This window comes from Flagellimonas abyssi, from assembly GCF_019457905.1.
Lineage (GTDB): Bacteria > Bacteroidota > Bacteroidia > Flavobacteriales > Flavobacteriaceae > Flagellimonas > Flagellimonas abyssi.
Genome location: NZ_JAHZSV010000010.1, coordinates 77,214 through 92,044 on the forward strand (window position 1 = coordinate 77,214; position 14,831 = coordinate 92,044).

The 14,831-nt window shown below is 42.7% G+C and carries 14 protein-coding genes; 5 read left to right on the forward strand and 9 right to left on the reverse strand.

The window, feature by feature from the left end:
• Window positions 1-65 precede the first annotated feature (65 nt).
• The 4 genes from K1F36_RS08800 to K1F36_RS08815 all read left to right on the forward strand — a co-directional run bounded on the left by K1F36_RS08800 (window position 66) and on the right by K1F36_RS08815 (window position 4,089).
• The gene (locus K1F36_RS08800) at window positions 66-491 is read left to right on the forward strand and encodes a hypothetical protein (protein ID WP_220113498.1); all 426 of its coding nucleotides are present in this window, start codon (window positions 66-68) and stop codon (window positions 489-491) included.
• Entirely contained in the window at window positions 488-1,909 is a 1,422-nt protein-coding gene (locus K1F36_RS08805; RefSeq protein ID WP_220113499.1) for an SDR family oxidoreductase, read from the forward strand. The genes K1F36_RS08800 and K1F36_RS08805 overlap by 4 nt, the downstream gene beginning before the upstream one ends.
• Window positions 1,910-2,257: 348 nt before the next feature.
• A complete protein-coding gene (locus tag K1F36_RS08810; RefSeq protein ID WP_220113500.1) occupies window positions 2,258-3,769 on the forward strand; it encodes a carboxypeptidase-like regulatory domain-containing protein in 1,512 nt (503 codons plus the stop codon).
• 134 nt (window positions 3,770-3,903) lie between these two features.
• Window positions 3,904-4,089 (forward strand): hypothetical protein, encoded by a 186-nt coding sequence (locus tag K1F36_RS08815; RefSeq protein ID WP_220113501.1) that lies wholly within the window; start codon window positions 3,904-3,906, stop codon window positions 4,087-4,089.
• A 95-nt stretch (window positions 4,090-4,184) separates the two neighbouring features.
• Here the strand turns inward: K1F36_RS08815 and K1F36_RS08820 are convergent, their stop codons facing one another.
• From K1F36_RS08820 to K1F36_RS08830, 3 genes are all read right to left on the reverse strand, one after another.
• The gene (locus tag K1F36_RS08820; protein ID WP_220113502.1) at window positions 4,185-4,802 is read right to left on the reverse strand and encodes a Pr6Pr family membrane protein; all 618 of its coding nucleotides are present in this window, start codon (window positions 4,800-4,802) and stop codon (window positions 4,185-4,187) included.
• A gap of 61 nt (window positions 4,803-4,863) precedes the next feature.
• Entirely contained in the window at window positions 4,864-5,769 is a 906-nt protein-coding gene (ctlX, locus tag K1F36_RS08825) for a citrulline utilization hydrolase CtlX (RefSeq protein WP_417944004.1), read from the reverse strand.
• 81 nt (window positions 5,770-5,850) lie between these two features.
• Complete coding sequence (locus K1F36_RS08830; RefSeq protein WP_220113503.1) at window positions 5,851-6,765, reverse strand: dimethylarginine dimethylaminohydrolase family protein; 915 nt, start codon at window positions 6,763-6,765, stop codon at window positions 5,851-5,853.
• Between the two features lie 422 nt (window positions 6,766-7,187).
• On the opposite strand from K1F36_RS08830, the gene K1F36_RS08835 reads away from it, so the two are divergent.
• Window positions 7,188-7,520 (forward strand): hypothetical protein, encoded by a 333-nt coding sequence (locus K1F36_RS08835; protein WP_220113504.1) that lies wholly within the window; start codon window positions 7,188-7,190, stop codon window positions 7,518-7,520.
• 68 nt (window positions 7,521-7,588) lie between these two features.
• On the opposite strand, the gene K1F36_RS08840 is transcribed toward K1F36_RS08835, so the two are convergent.
• From K1F36_RS08840 to K1F36_RS08865, 6 genes are all read right to left on the reverse strand, one after another.
• Window positions 7,589-8,872: a citrate synthase gene (locus tag K1F36_RS08840; protein ID WP_220113505.1), complete on the reverse strand. Its 1,284-nt coding sequence runs from the start codon at window positions 8,870-8,872 to the stop codon at window positions 7,589-7,591.
• Window positions 8,873-8,992: 120 nt separating this feature from the next.
• Window positions 8,993-10,531 (reverse strand): glycogen synthase, encoded by a 1,539-nt coding sequence (locus K1F36_RS08845; RefSeq protein WP_220113506.1) that lies wholly within the window; start codon window positions 10,529-10,531, stop codon window positions 8,993-8,995.
• A gap of 122 nt (window positions 10,532-10,653) precedes the next feature.
• Window positions 10,654-11,946, reverse strand: a complete 1,293-nt coding sequence (gene eno, locus K1F36_RS08850; RefSeq protein WP_108246834.1) for a phosphopyruvate hydratase — start codon at window positions 11,944-11,946, stop codon at window positions 10,654-10,656.
• A gap of 118 nt (window positions 11,947-12,064) precedes the next feature.
• The gene (carA, locus tag K1F36_RS08855) at window positions 12,065-13,177 is read right to left on the reverse strand and encodes a glutamine-hydrolyzing carbamoyl-phosphate synthase small subunit (protein WP_220113507.1); all 1,113 of its coding nucleotides are present in this window, start codon (window positions 13,175-13,177) and stop codon (window positions 12,065-12,067) included.
• 97 nt (window positions 13,178-13,274) lie between these two features.
• Window positions 13,275-13,778, reverse strand: a complete 504-nt coding sequence (rplQ, locus tag K1F36_RS08860) for a 50S ribosomal protein L17 (RefSeq protein ID WP_220113508.1) — start codon at window positions 13,776-13,778, stop codon at window positions 13,275-13,277.
• Window positions 13,779-13,837: 59 nt separating this feature from the next.
• Window positions 13,838-14,830, reverse strand: coding sequence for a DNA-directed RNA polymerase subunit alpha (locus K1F36_RS08865; protein ID WP_127023976.1), 993 nt, complete (start codon window positions 14,828-14,830; stop codon window positions 13,838-13,840).
• Window position 14,831 lies beyond the last annotated feature (1 nt).

Genomic DNA, 14,831 nt, shown 5'->3' on the forward strand with positions numbered 1-14,831 from the left:
CGCATTTTTTGGGCTTTTCCCACACCATTATCAAATGGTCGGTCTTAATTTGACTATTTTTAGATATGCTATTGAACGTCTCCTACAACGATAAAAAAATCACCAAAAAAATTGACGAAGCCGTCGGCAAACCCCTTCCCATAAAAGAGCGTTTTGCGATGGGCGGCATCGGTTCGCCAAAATTGCACATTACCGAGGCCAGCATCGACATTTACAACCTGCTCGTTTTGGACAACAGCACCAATACCTGCAATGTTGAAATTCGCCCCAATGGCATTATCGTCAGGTTCCGTTCCCGCTTGGAAACCTATGGCCTTGTCATTCCCTACTACAAATTGAACGTGTACAAGGGAGACATTGGCATTTATTCCATTTATATGGACCATTATTTCATTAAAGTACGCTCGGATACCAAGGCCATCCAACGATTTTTTCGTAAATTATTGGACCATCGAGCGGACAACCTTCCCACCAATCTTGAGGATTTATGAAAATACTGTTGACAGGAGCCAATGGCTACATCGGGATGCGTTTGCTTCCCCAACTTTTGGATATGGGACACAACGTAGTTTGTGCCGTTCGTGATGAAAAACGATTATCGGTAGATGCCAAAACGCGCTCCAAAATCGACATCGTGGAAATTGATTTTTTGGACAATCCGGATAAACAGAAAGTTCCCGCAGATATTGATGCCGCATACTACCTGATACATTCCATGACCTCTTCCGTCACAGATTTTGATGAAAAGGAAGCGCAAGCAGCTAAAAACTTCAATATCATTTTAGAGCGGACCGAATGCAAGCAAGTAATCTATCTTAGCGGTATTGTCAACGACAAAGAACTGTCCAAGCACCTCAGCTCACGAAAAAATGTGGAAGAAATCCTCTATAAAGGCCCTTTTGACCTTACCGTGCTCCGTGCCGGGATCATTGTAGGTTCTGGCAGTTCCTCTTTTGAAATCATACGCGATCTCTGCGAAAAACTGCCCGTGATGATCACGCCAAAGTGGGTGCTTACCAAAACACAGCCCATTGCCATTCGGGATGTGATCCAATTCCTGACCCAAGTCTTGGGCAACACAGAAACCTACGACCAATCTTTTGATATTGGCGGGCCCGATATTCTTACCTATAAGGATATGCTCCACGGCTACGCCAAAGTCCGTGGTTTTAAAAATTGGATTTTCACGGTTCCCGTGATGACCCCCAAACTGTCGTCCTATTGGCTCTATTTTGTTACCTCCACCTCCTACAAACTGGCAATGAACTTGGTGGACAGCATGAAGATGGAAGTCATAGCCGAAGACAATCGCCTGCAGGAGATGTTGGGCATTGAAACCCACACCTACGAAGAGGCCATAGACCTGGCCTTCAAAAAAATTGAACAGAACCTCGTGATCAGCAGTTGGAAAGACAGCATTGCCAGTGGACAAATCCAAGAAGACCTCGAAAACTACATCCAGGTACCCAAATATGGTGTGCTCAGGGACAAAAAATCCATCAAAATAAAGGATGAAGACGCTGTTTTGGAAAATGTTTGGAGGATTGGTGGACAAAACGGCTGGTATTACGGCAATTGGTTGTGGAAAGTCCGTGGCCTTATGGACAAAATGGTCGGCGGTCCGGGGCTCCGTCGCGGACGAACACACCCGACCCGGCTTTTCCCGGGAGATGCATTGGACTTTTGGCGCGTGCTCTTGGCGGACAAAAAGAACAAACGCCTGCTTCTCTTTGCCGAAATGCGAACTCCCGGAGAGGCTTGGCTCGAGTTTAAAATTGAGGATGGTGTGCTGTATCAAACCGCAACCTTCCGTCCGAAGGGATTGTTGGGGCGTCTATACTGGTATTCGGTCCTTCCTTTTCACCTATTTATTTTTCGGAATATGATCCGGAATATAGCGAGAGTGTAAATACTTAAAGCAAAAACCTCTGTCACATCGATTGCCCACCTATGGCAGGAAGGAGTTTAGCATTTCGCAGCGTCATTTCGAAATGAGTCCTGATAGCCATCGGGACGATTGAGAAATCTAGGCCCTTCTTAGATTTCTCGCCTGTCCCCTTCGACTTTGCTCAGGGTGAAATCTCGAAATGACAATCACCCTAACCCCTAACTCTTGCGCTGTTAAATTACTATTAACCTGTATCGGTCATTCCATATTTCTTCGCACATTGTCACAAAATTGTTCCAAGCTCGTCTAAACAGCAGACAACCTTTCCTCACAAAAAGGCGTCTTAACTATGAAACCATACAAGTAATCATGTTCGTAAAACAGTCCGTATTCCTCACCTTTTCCTCTTTTTTGATGGCATTTCCCTTGTGCGCCCAGACCATCAGTTCCCGATTGGTGGATGCCAAGACCCAAAAAGGAATTCCGTATGCCACGATTCAATATGGAGAGGGCCAAGGCGTAATCACGAATGAAGAGGGCCGCTTCAGTTTTGTGCTGGAAGAGGGCACCATCCTCCCCGACTCCATTTTTGTGACCTCAATGGGCTATGAGAAAAAAGGTTTCACACTGGAACAAATTAAGGACAGCTTGGTGGTATTGAATGCAAAGGCCATTGAGCTCAGCGGCGTTTATGTGTTCGACAAGGAACTGGAAGTGGACGACATCATCGATAAAATGAAAGAAAACATTCCCCAGAATGTGAACAAAGCTCCCATAAAACAACGCTTTTTCCTAAGGAAGGCGGAACTGGCCAATATGCACAAAGTAAATTTTGGGTTCGAAAAATCATCCATAAAAGAGCTGAACAAGGAGTTGATGGACAGTATTGCCCGGTCCATTCCCAAAAATGCATCGCACTACACCGAAAGTTTTGGCGACCTCTACAAAAACAACACCGATTACAAACTCAACATTATAAAAGCGGCCGACCTTTACGATAAACGCGATGTGAGTTCTTTTGAGGAACTGGCGGAACATATGGAGGACATCTTCACAAAAAACGTAAAGCCAGGCTCCTACCTAAAAATAAAATCAGGGATTTTTAGTGAAAAAATACAGGTGGATTCCATTTTGGACACCATGGACGATGAACGAATGGACCAAGCCAAAAAACTGAAAGCCCAAGTAAAAAAGGACAGTATTTCTGGACTTACGGATAGCCAGCGTTGGCAGTTCAAGGAACTTTTGAGCCAACTCTACTATAAGGAAGACACCAAACTGGACTTTGTGGACAAAACCAGTCGTTACGAGTTTAAACTGGCCGGCTATTCCGATATTGGCGATGCAGGGGTCTATGTGGTCGACTTTTGGCCCAAACGGGGCAGCGCGGATTTTAAGGGACGTCTATACATCAACATCGAAGACTTTGCTGTAATGCGACTAGACTTTACCAACACCCAACGCCTGCGGAACTTTAGACTTTTGGGCATTACCTATCGGGAAACGGTGTACAAGGGCACCATGCGTTTTGCCAAATTGTCCAACGGCAAGTACGACCTACAGTTTATGGAATTGGCCGATGGTAAATTCTTTGGGGTGGACCGACCGTTAAAGGTGGTGGAAAAGAACAAACACGTTAAAGGCCGCCGCAAGCAGAACGAACTAAAACTGAACATTGACTTCCAGATGCATTTAACCTCCAAATGGGAGTTGGTGGTCTTCAACCAAGATGGCATTGCCGAAAACGAGTTCAAGTCCTTTAAAGAGGATAAAACGGTGAGGGCCACCTATATGCCTCGGTACGACGCGGAGTTTTGGAAAGGCTATACCATTATGGAGCCCAACCAGGCCATTCGCGGGTTTACGGTTGAGGAAGAATAGATTTCAGATATCAGACGTCAGATTTTAGATTACAGAGGTCGGATAAGGGGACTTCCAAGGCTTGATGGCAACTTGCCATTTATGGCATTAAACCATTTTTCAAAATAGTGTTTCTTGCTTACCTAAAGGTAAAAATGGGTAAAGAAGAAATTTTATTGCAATGGATTGAAGACTGGTACGGTTCTCCTGAAGAATTGGCCAAAGTTCTGGACTTGGCGCTGGAAATGCTTTTTTATTTGGAAGAAGATACGTTTGACCGCAAAGAAGTGCAACAGGTGGTTGCTGCGCTTCGAGGGATTGTGGTTGGGTTGAGAAAATGAAATGCAAAGCAGCGATGGAGAAATCTCAACTTTCCTTAGATTTCTCACACTCCTTTCAATCGGCTCGAAATGACAAATTAATCATTGTGAATTGTTCACTGTCTGGGCTGAAGTAGTTTTCCCAGAAAGAAAAGAGCTGTCATAATCAGTAGCATCAGCAAAAATACCAAAGCAACATTCAACAGCGTTGTTCCCAAACCAAGTTCTGTCACATTAAAAAATGGATAGGGATAAAACCCGGAAAAATGTCCACGAACCATCATAAAAACCGAATACCCTAAAGGGTATAGCAACCACTTGAAGAGTTGTTTCCCACTAACTACAGTCCTAGCACAGAACATGAGCCAATACACATACATAAATACCGGGATTATGGTGTGCAACAATTCGTCCAACACCATTTGTAGACCTGTTGGGTTCCCAATATCACGCAATAACAATTGGTACACCAAGCCCACAACCACCATAAAAACAGTAAATGCCATGGGTGTTGCTTTTTGATGAAAAAGCGTCAATCGTTTTTGGTCCGCCCCAAAGACCCTGGTCGTAAAAAAAAGGGCAACCAACGTATTGGTATGAATGGTAAAATAGCTGATAAAACGCATCAGGTTTTCCCCTAGGCCGGCCTCTCTATTTTGGAGCATCAGATAGAGTTGGGCGAGTACGGCAAACCATCCTGCACACATCCCTAAAATCTCAAAATTTCTGCGCATATGCTACTTAATTCTATTCTCAATTGGGCAAGTACGCCCTTAAATTCCCTGAACGGGACAATTAGGCTTTTGGCAAAAATACTTCGGCCATCATACAACGGGCGCTGCCACCACCACAGGTCTCAATGGTATCCAGCGGACTGTGTATTATAAAGCAATGTTTCTCAATGGCCGTGATTTGTTCTTGGGTCAGACTATTGTATGCTTGGGTGCTCATCACCATAAAACGTTTATCGTTGGCACCGATTACCTGGAGCATGTTTCCCGCAAAGTGGCACATTTGTTCCTCTGTAATGCGTATGACTTCCTTGCCGTCCATTTTAATATGGTCCACCACGTTTTTCCGTTCCTTTTTATCATCGATGGAATCCAAACAAATGACTGCAAAGGTTTCCGCCATGGCCATCATCACATTGGTATGGTAAATCGGCAATCGCTCACCTTCCACCGTTTGATTGGCATGGAAGATTACGGGAAAGCAATCAAAATCCTCGCAGAATTCTATAAACAGGTCTTCGTGCGCGCGTTCGGAGAGCGCACAATATGCTTTTTGATTTACCCTATCCAATAAAATACTGCCGGTTCCTTCCAAAAACACCTCTTCCTCTTCTGCGGCCGTGTAATCCATAAAATTATTGATCATAAAACCATTGTCTTCCAAAAGTTCAAAAATATCCTCTCTGCGCTCCTTTCTTCGGTTTTCGGCGAACATGGGATATACGCACACGGTTCCATTGTCGTGAAAAGAGACCCAGTTATTCGGAAATATGGAATCGGGTGTATCGCGCTCCATGTTGTCGCTTATGGTGATCACGTTGACACCATGTTCCCGAAGCACCTTTACAAATTGGTCGAATTCCTCTTGTGCCTTTTTATTGATTTCAGCATTTTTAAGATGCGGGTCTTCCTGAAAATAATTGTTGACCGCGGTCTGTTCGTTCATCCTAAAGTTAACGGGGCGCACCATAAGAATGGTACCGGTAATCTGATTTTTCAATACTTTGACTGTTTTGGTATACCTGTGGCAGCAGGAAACGGGGTTATAAACTTATGCTCTTATCAAAGGCATGGTGCTGCATCGCAACAGGCCTTCTTGTTTGGCTATTTCGGCATAGGGGATTTCCTCAACGGTAAATCCCTGGTCACGTAGCCAATTGTTCAATCGTGTAAAGTTCCTTTCCGAAACTACAACTTCGGGAGATATCGAGAATACATTGCTGAACATTTGGTACATTTCTTCCTTATCGATTTCAAAGATATTCTCCGGTCCGAAGAAATCCACCAAATATTGGTATTCCTCTTCCACAAGAAATCCATTTTTGTGCAAGATAGCCTTATCCTTTCCCACAGGTTGAAAACAGCAATCCAAGTGCAGTGCATTTTCCCTAGGGTCGGTATTCGATTTTCTCAGTTCAAAGGACTTCACGGTTTTATGGGGGAACATGTCTTGGATAAACTCTACCGCTTCAATATTGGTCCTAGCGGTTATATAGCTGGAATAATCGCTCCCGGTATAGGTTCCGATAAAAATGTGATCGTTCCAAGGCATTACATCGCCACCCTCTATATGAACTTCTTCAGGCGGCCTAATAATACAGTTGGGATCTATGTTTTCCAATACTTCATGGATTGCTTCGAACTCTCTTTCGCGGTCTGGCAAAATATTGGCGTGAAACAACTTATCCTCGATCACAAAAGCAATATCGCGGGCGAATATCTGGTTACAATCCTCCAAAACTTCGGGTCGGTAAACCTTTACTCCATATTTATGAAATACATGGGCAAAGGCATCCATTTCTTTGATCATATCCGCCTCCTTGGGATACGTACCTGCCTTAATGTATTCGATGGATTTGGGGTCGTAGGCCTCCTCAATGGTCGGAACTGGCCCACAACTTTCTGCAGTTCCCAAAATGACTGCTTTTAAAGGGCTGGTCTCATCAACAACGTTCAAATCTATCATACTAGGGTTATTTGTCTCCGAAAATATCGCAGATATGATCAACACAGAAAATCCTAAAATTTCTATGGCAAATCTAGTGTTTTAGTTGAATTTTATTGCTCGCTAAAATGAGAAAATCCTCCAACTTTTCAATGCCTTACCCTCTAGAACTACAATTTACGGGTTTAAAAACGGGCTAATTTTTATCATATCCTCAAAATACTGTTCAAATCCTCAAAAACTGACATATATCAGATACTTAAAATGTTTTTATTACTACTTTTGTTTTGAGATTTTTCTTACTCATGAAAAAACTAATACTCACATCCACTCTACTGGCAACTTTAGCAGTTGTATTTGGAGGCATGAATGCTTTCCAAAACAAAGATCGTTTTAGCTTTATTTCCAAAACTGGGACTCCTGCTAATCCTGAACCAATCCATATGGCAAAATACAATGATTGTATTACCCAAGAAGACTTGCCCAAGAGACATTTTCTGTTTACCCACCAGATAACTCATCAGCATTTAGAGCCTGAATACAGTAAAGTAAACGAATCGGCGAGAAAATATGGTATGTTATTGGACTCTACCTTACAGAGCATGAGTACTGTGGATGCGCATGACTTTATTCACAAGACTTTTCAAGATGCAAAAAGTGAAGCATCCAAAGAGGACATTTCCGAAATGCAAAGGCATTACCAGTTTGAAATAATGCGAATGTGCCTAGATAAGGACAAGCATTTAAACCAAAATACAATAGGTCGCATTCTATAGTTAGTTAATCCGTCCCATTGAAAAAGGGGCGATATCGCCCCTTTTTTATTTTCTCAATGTTCCAAATCTTATCTTTTTTCCAAAGGAACAAAGCTTCTATGGTTTTCACCGATGTAAACCTGTCTTGGTCTACCTATCGGTTCTTTTCTCAATCTCATTTCTCTCCATTGTGCAATCCATCCGGGCAATCTACCCAATGCAAACATTACAGTGAACATTTCTGTTGGAATACCCAACGCACGATAGATAATCCCTGAATAGAAATCCACGTTAGGGTACAGTTTTCTATCCACAAAATAGCTGTCCTCCAAGGCTTCTTTCTCAAGACCTTTGGCAATGTCCAAAATAGGGTCTTCTATTCCTAAGTTGCCCAACACCTCGTCTGCCGACTTTTTAATGATCTTGGCTCTTGGGTCAAAGTTTTTATATACCCTGTGCCCAAAGCCCATTAACCTGAAAGGATCGTCCTTGTCCTTGGCCTTGGCCATGTATTTTTTGGTATCACCTCCATCAGCCTCAATAGCTTCCAACATCTCCAGAACGGCTTGGTTGGCCCCTCCGTGCAATGGACCCCATAGTGCAGATATACCTGCGGAAAGTGAAGCAAAAAGACCGGCATGGGACGAGCCCACAATTCTTACCGTAGATGTAGAACAGTTTTGTTCGTGATCTGCGTGCAAAATCAACAACTTGTCCAAAGCATCTATGGCTATTGGATCTCTTTTATATTCTTGATTCGGTCTTTTGAACATCATTTTATGGATGTTCTCCACATAACCCAAAGTATCATCCCCATAATCCAATGGAAGACCTTTTTTCTTGCGTAGTGTCCATGCGACCAAAACCGGGAACTTTGCCAAAATACGAACAATGGAGTTGTACATGGCGGACTCGGATGACACATCAACGCATGATGGGTTAAATGCAACAAGTGCACTTGTCAACGAAGATAGCACGCCCATTGGGTGGGCAGATTTAGGAAAGCCATCCAAAATTTTCTTCATTTCCTCGTCCACTTGGGATTCCTCTTTAATGTCACTATGGAACTTTTCAAGCTGTTCTTTGTTTGGCAATTCGCCAAAAATCAGAAGATAGGCTACTTCCAAAAAGTCAGCTTTCTCGGCAAGATCTTCAATGGAGTATCCTCGATATCTCAAAATACCTTTCTCTCCATCTAGGAACGTTATGGCACTTTCACAAGACCCCGTATTCTTATATCCCGGGTCGATCGTCACCATTCCTGTTGAGGCCCTTAAGGTTTTTATATCAATGGCCAATTCATCTTCAGTACCTTTTATAACAGGGAATTCATATCTTTCTCCCCCATATTCGAGTATAGCTTTATCCGACATTTTATGTTTTAATAGATTAGTAAAAATAGAATGCGAAAATTACGAAAAAGCATAGCCATTAACAATTTCCAGCCGCTATTTGTGTTGATATTAACGCTAAAATGATATATATAAATTGGGTCAATCCAATTTGTAGAGCACTTTGTAATATTCGTCTACGGATTTCTGCCATGTAAAGCGTTTTTTTCGTGCCGCAGTCTGTATTTTTTTCCAAGTTGGTTTATCATTTGCGAACACATCCAAAGCTACATCCATTGCTTCCAACATGCTCTTTATTTTCTCGTCGTAGCTGTCCCCATCGAAACTAAAACCGGTTTTCATGTGCTCCACCGTATCCTTTAGTCCACCAGTGTGATGTACCAAACATGGATTTCCATTTCTCATGGCCAACATTTGGCTAATACCACAAGGTTCAAAAAGACTGGGCATAAAATAAAGGTCGGATTCCAGGTACATGGAATCAATGAGTTTTTCTGACTGACCGTTGGTGAATATAAAGTTCTTGTGCTGGTAGCTCAATTTTCTGAAGAGTTCCTCATACTCGGGAGCTCCGGTACCCAATAACATAAAGATACCATCGACCTTTTCGAGTTTTTTCAGTATTTCCACAAAGGCTTCTGGCGACCTCATGAAAAAGTAAAATTTTTGCTCTGTCAACCTGGCTACGCTCGAAGCGATGAATTTGGGTCTCTCCTCTACATAGGCCATGATTTTCTCGCCTGTGTGGGCCAAGAAATCGGCCTTGTACTTTTTATCCTCTTGCTGCAACCATCCAAACAATGCTTTGACCGTATTCCGGTAAATATTTCCTTTCTTCTCCTTGTTGATGTTTTTATAGTTACAGCCGTTCAGTATGCCGAACAATCGTCCTTCTTCATCTGCTTTCTGTAAATCGGTTTCCAAGCTTTCCCCTCCAATAAATTCGGGAGGAGAACTCGGTAACAAGACATCATCTTTATAGGATGGTGACACAGTATGTACGGCATCTGCAAATCGAATGCCCACGGCCATAAGGTTGATACAGTCTTGGTATCTGTGGTCCATCAACTTTTGATAATCCAACGGAACATTGGGGAACCAGTTTTTTACGGAGGAATAATTATTGTCGAATGGACGTATGCCTTGAATGGCCAGATTATGGATGCTATAGACTATCCTAATATCTTTAAGGTTGGCATACTCCGGATGATATTCCCTCAAGAACAACAATAAGCTGGAGTGCCAATCGTGTAGGTGTACCAAATCCACATCACCGAATGCACCTTGCTTTATGGCCTCGGCCACCGCGGTACAAAAGATAAAATACTTAATGGCATCGGTATAGAAGGGCTCTTCTGGGTCATTGTGATAAATGTGCGCAATATCACCCGCCTCAATTTCCGGATGGTGCAAAACGTAATGAAAAATATTGGGGAATTCCTTTTTAGGTTTTACTTCGTAAAGTTCTGCGGTATACCCCAAACCGCGCAAGGTAAAGTTCACCGTTGTTCTTGGCAATCCTCCATGATGAAGTCTCGAATAAGCGGGCACAACCACATGTACCTTATCGCCCCGTTCGGATATCTGCCTTGGCACATCACGGACCACGTCGCCCATACCACCTGCTTTACAGTTTTCCAAAGCGTCATTTTCGGCGGCAATAAAAAGAAAGTTGTTCATGCGGGAGAGATATTTGAATGTTTGTTAAGTGAACCCTTAATTTAACCAAAGTTTGGAACTGAAACAAAAAAAAGCCTTTCCTGATCAGGAAAGGCTTTTTGTATGCTAAAAAATCATTATTCTTAGTTTACCTTGAAGGCTTTTTCTTGTGGATAATAGGCAACTTCGCCCAATTCTTCCTCAATTCTCAATAACTGGTTGTATTTGGCCATACGGTCACTTCTGGACGCAGAACCTGTTTTGATTTGACCTGTGTTCAATGCCACTGCCAAATCTGCTATGGTATTATCCTCTGTCTCACCAGATCTGTGGGACATTACAGAAGTGTATCCTGCATTCTTTGCCATGTTAACAGCGGCAATGGTCTCTGTCAATGTTCCGATTTGGTTCACTTTGATCAAGATGGAATTGGCAATACCGTTTTCAATTCCACGGGAAAGACGCTCAACGTTTGTCACGAACAAGTCATCCCCAACCAATTGAACTTTGTCCCCGATTTTTTCGGTCAAAACTTTCCAACCTTCCCAATCGTTTTCGTCCATTCCATCTTCTATGGAGATGATTGGATATTTTTCACAAAGGTCGGCAAGGTACTGAGCTTGCTCCTCAGAAGTACGAACCACACCTTTGCTTCCTTCGAATTTGGTATAATCGTAAGCACCGTCTACGTAAAATTCTGCTGATGCACAATCCAATGCGATCATAATCTCGTCACCCAATTTGTAACCTGCTTTTTCCACAGCTTTTGCAATAGTATCCAAGGCATCTTCGGTACCACCTTCCAAGGTAGGTGCAAAACCACCTTCATCACCTACAGCAGTGCTCAAATTACGATCGTGCAATACTTTCTTAAGGTTATGGAAGATTTCGGTACCCATTTGCATGGCGTGGCTAAAATCCTTTGCCTTAACCGGCATTACCATAAACTCTTGGAAAGCGATTGGTGCATCGGAGTGCGACCCTCCGTTGATAATGTTCATCATAGGAACGGGAAGCGTGTTTGCGCTAACACCACCTACGTATCTGTACAATGGCATACCCAACTCATTCGCTGCAGCTTTTGCCACTGCCAATGATACCCCCAAAATGGCGTTGGCCCCCAATTTTGATTTGTTTGGAGTACCGTCCAACTCGATCATGGTTTGATCAATATGGTTCTGTTCAAAAACCGATGTTCCGATAAGCTCCTCGGCTATGATCGTATTTACATTGTTCACGGCTTTACCGACCCCTTTACCCATAAAGGAATCTCCGCCATCACGCAATTCAACGGCTTCATGCTCCCCAGTAGAGGCTCCGGAAGGTACGGCTGCCCTTCCCACTATTCCATTTTCTGTTGTTACATCTACTTCTACTGTCGGGTTCCCTCTGGAATCCAATATTTGTCTTGCATGAATGTTGATAATGATGCTCATTTTAATTCAATGTTTTATAGTTGTGATTATTGGCTAAAGATACAAAAGACAGCGTTTTTAACTCCATGATATTACTCACAAAACGCACTTAAATACTTAAAAACAGAACTATATCGTTTTAGTTTTTACCGGCCTTGATCAAATCGAAGAACTGGTCGAACAGATAATCTGCATCGTGTGGACCTGGACTTGCTTCCGGGTGATATTGTACCGAGAATACATCCTTGTTCTTCATTTTGATTCCGGCCACGGTCTGGTCGTTCAAATGCGTGTGGGTGATCTCCAACTCTTCATTTGCTTCCGTCTCTTCCCTATTCACCGCAAATCCGTGGTTTTGGGAAGTGATTTCACCTTTCCCAGTAACTAAGTTAAGGATGGGGTGATTAATCCCTCTGTGTCCATTATGCATCTTATACGTGGAAACACCATTGGCCAAAGCCAACACTTGATGACCTAGACAGATTCCGAACAAAGGCTTATCAGAGGCAATCATTTCTTTAGTGGCCGCTACTGCATCGGTCAACGGTTCTGGATCTCCAGGTCCATTGGATATAAAATATCCGTCCGGGTTCCATTCTTTCAACTGATCATAAGATGCATTGTAAGGAAACACTTTGATATAAGCTCCTCGTTTGGCCAAATTCCTCAAAATGTTCTTTTTGATTCCGATATCCAAAGCAGAAATCTTTATTTCGGAATTCTCATCCCCGTAGAAATACGGCTCTTTTGTGGATACTTTGGATGAAAGTTCCAAGCCTTCCATACTAGGAACTTGCTTCAATTCTTCTTTCAACGCATCAATATCGTCAACTCTTGTGGAAATCAGTGCGTTCATGGCGCCATTATCACGAATGTAGCTCACCAAAGCACGGGTGTCCACATCTGAAATGGCCAATAGATTGTTCTTGTCCAAGAACTCCAACAAACTCATATCTGCATTGGGTCTGGAGTAATCGTAACTGAAATTTTTGCAGATTAGACCGGCAATCTTCACGGAATCAGATTCCACTTCTTCCAAATTGGCTCCATAGTTTCCAATGTGTGCATTAGTAGTTACCATTAACTGTCCGTAATAGGACGGATCTGTAAAAATCTCTTGGTAACCCGTCATCCCAGTATTGAAACAAACTTCCCCTACTGCGGTACCTTCTCTTCCTCCAACGGCCTTGCCATAAAATATGGTTCCATCCGCTAACAAAATCAACGCTTTTTTCTTTGTGTGATACTTCATTTCGTGCTCTAGTTTCAGTTTTGACAAAAAAACATAAAAAAAGGATAAGTTCTCACTTATCCTTTTTCGTTAAATACAATAGTTAATAACATTCTTCTTATTCTTCAGAATCGTCAGTTTTGGTTTCAGCCGCTGGAGCTGGTGTTTCAGCTTTCTTGGCTCCGCCTCCTCTTCTACTTCTTCTGGTCGACTTTTTCTTGGGCTTACCTGCGTTGTAAAGCTCGTTGAAATCTACCAACTCGATCATCGCCATGTCAGCGTTATCTCCCAATCGGTTACCCAATTTAATGATTCTTGTGTAACCTCCTGGTCTGTCGCCAACTTTTTCGGCAACTGTGCTGAACAATTCTGTTACGGCCTCTTTGCTACGCAAGTTACTGAAAACAACCCTTCTGTTGTGCGTACCTTTTTCGGTAGTCTGGTTGTTCTCCGTCTTTGCTTTTGTAATCAAGGGCTCAATAAACGTTTTCAACGCCTTGGCCTTTGCAACCGTGGTGTTGATTCTTTTATGCTCAATTAGGGAACTTCCCATGTTGGCCAACATTGCCTTTCTGTGGGCAGCTGTTCTTCCTAAGTGATTAAACTTCTTTCCGTGTCTCATTGTTCTAAGTTATCATCTTGCTACCAGATCCTGCTGTGTAGGAGAGCAAAATATGATTATTAATCTTTATCTAATTTGTATTTGGAAAGGTCCATACCAAATTGTAGGCCTTTATTGATAACCAATTCTTCCAATTCGGTCAATGATTTTTTACCGAAGTTTCTGAACTTCATCAAATCGTTCTTGTTGAAGGAAACCAAATCTCCCAAAGTATCCACTTCGGCGGCTTTAAGACAGTTCAGTGCCCTTACGGACAAGTCCATGTCCACCAACTTGGTCTTCAACAACTGACGCATGTGCAATGATTCCTCATCGTAGGTCTCGGTCTGAGCAATTTCATCAGCCTCAAGGGTGATACGCTCATCGGAGAACAACATAAAGTGATGAATCAAGACTTTAGCGGCCTCGGTCAACGCATCTTTTGGGTGGATTGAACCATCGGTGATGATTTCGAAAACCAATTTTTCATAATCGGTCTTTTGCTCTACCCTATAGTTCTCGATACTGTATTTTACGTTCTTTACTGGAGTGTAAACAGAATCAACCGCAATGCTTCCCAAAGGTGCATTGGATTTTTTGTTTTCCTCTGCGGGAACATAACCACGACCTTTTTCGATAACGATTTCCATGTTGATGCTCACCTTGGGGTCCATGTTACAGATTACCAAGTCTGGGTTCAGCACTTGATATCCTGAGATGAACTTTTGGAAGTCACCGGCAGTCATCTGCTCTTTTCCACTAACGGAAATAGATACAGTTTCGCTCTCAACATCATCAATCTGTCTTTTGAACCTAACTTGTTTAAGGTTCAGGATAATTTCGGTAACGTCTTCAACAACGCCTGGGATAACAGAAAACTCATGTTCAACTCCATCTATGCGCACAGAAGTGATGGCAAAACCTTCCAAAGAGGAAAGCAAAACCCTTCTCAGCGCATTCCCAACTGTTAATCCATATCCAGGTTCCAAGGGACGAAATTCGAATTTCCCCTCGAAATCTGTTGAATCGATCATTATAACTTTATCGGGCTTCTGAAAATTAAGTAATGCCATA

What these genes read in the sequence shown, in the direction of transcription:
- K1F36_RS08800 (WP_220113498.1), top strand. Translation starts at nt 66, where the DNA reads ATGCTATTGAACGTCTCCTACAACGATAAAAAAATCACCAAAAAAATT.
- K1F36_RS08805 (WP_220113499.1), top strand. Translation starts at nt 488, where the DNA reads ATGAAAATACTGTTGACAGGAGCCAATGGCTACATCGGGATGCGTTTG.
- K1F36_RS08810 (WP_220113500.1), top strand. Translation starts at nt 2,258, where the DNA reads ATGTTCGTAAAACAGTCCGTATTCCTCACCTTTTCCTCTTTTTTGATG.
- K1F36_RS08815 (WP_220113501.1), top strand. Translation starts at nt 3,904, where the DNA reads ATGGGTAAAGAAGAAATTTTATTGCAATGGATTGAAGACTGGTACGGT.
- K1F36_RS08820 (WP_220113502.1), bottom strand. Translation starts at nt 4,802, where the DNA reads ATGCGCAGAAATTTTGAGATTTTAGGGATGTGTGCAGGATGGTTTGCC.
- ctlX (WP_417944004.1), bottom strand. Translation starts at nt 5,769, where the DNA reads ATGGTGCGCCCCGTTAACTTTAGGATGAACGAACAGACCGCGGTCAAC.
- K1F36_RS08830 (WP_220113503.1), bottom strand. Translation starts at nt 6,765, where the DNA reads ATGATAGATTTGAACGTTGTTGATGAGACCAGCCCTTTAAAAGCAGTC.
- K1F36_RS08835 (WP_220113504.1), top strand. Translation starts at nt 7,188, where the DNA reads ATGGCAAAATACAATGATTGTATTACCCAAGAAGACTTGCCCAAGAGA.
- K1F36_RS08840 (WP_220113505.1), bottom strand. Translation starts at nt 8,872, where the DNA reads ATGTCGGATAAAGCTATACTCGAATATGGGGGAGAAAGATATGAATTC.
- K1F36_RS08845 (WP_220113506.1), bottom strand. Translation starts at nt 10,531, where the DNA reads ATGAACAACTTTCTTTTTATTGCCGCCGAAAATGACGCTTTGGAAAAC.
- eno (WP_108246834.1), bottom strand. Translation starts at nt 11,946, where the DNA reads ATGAGCATCATTATCAACATTCATGCAAGACAAATATTGGATTCCAGA.
- carA (WP_220113507.1), bottom strand. Translation starts at nt 13,177, where the DNA reads ATGAAGTATCACACAAAGAAAAAAGCGTTGATTTTGTTAGCGGATGGA.
- rplQ (WP_220113508.1), bottom strand. Translation starts at nt 13,778, where the DNA reads ATGAGACACGGAAAGAAGTTTAATCACTTAGGAAGAACAGCTGCCCAC.
- K1F36_RS08865 (WP_127023976.1), bottom strand. Translation starts at nt 14,830, where the DNA reads ATGGCATTACTTAATTTTCAGAAGCCCGATAAAGTTATAATGATCGAT.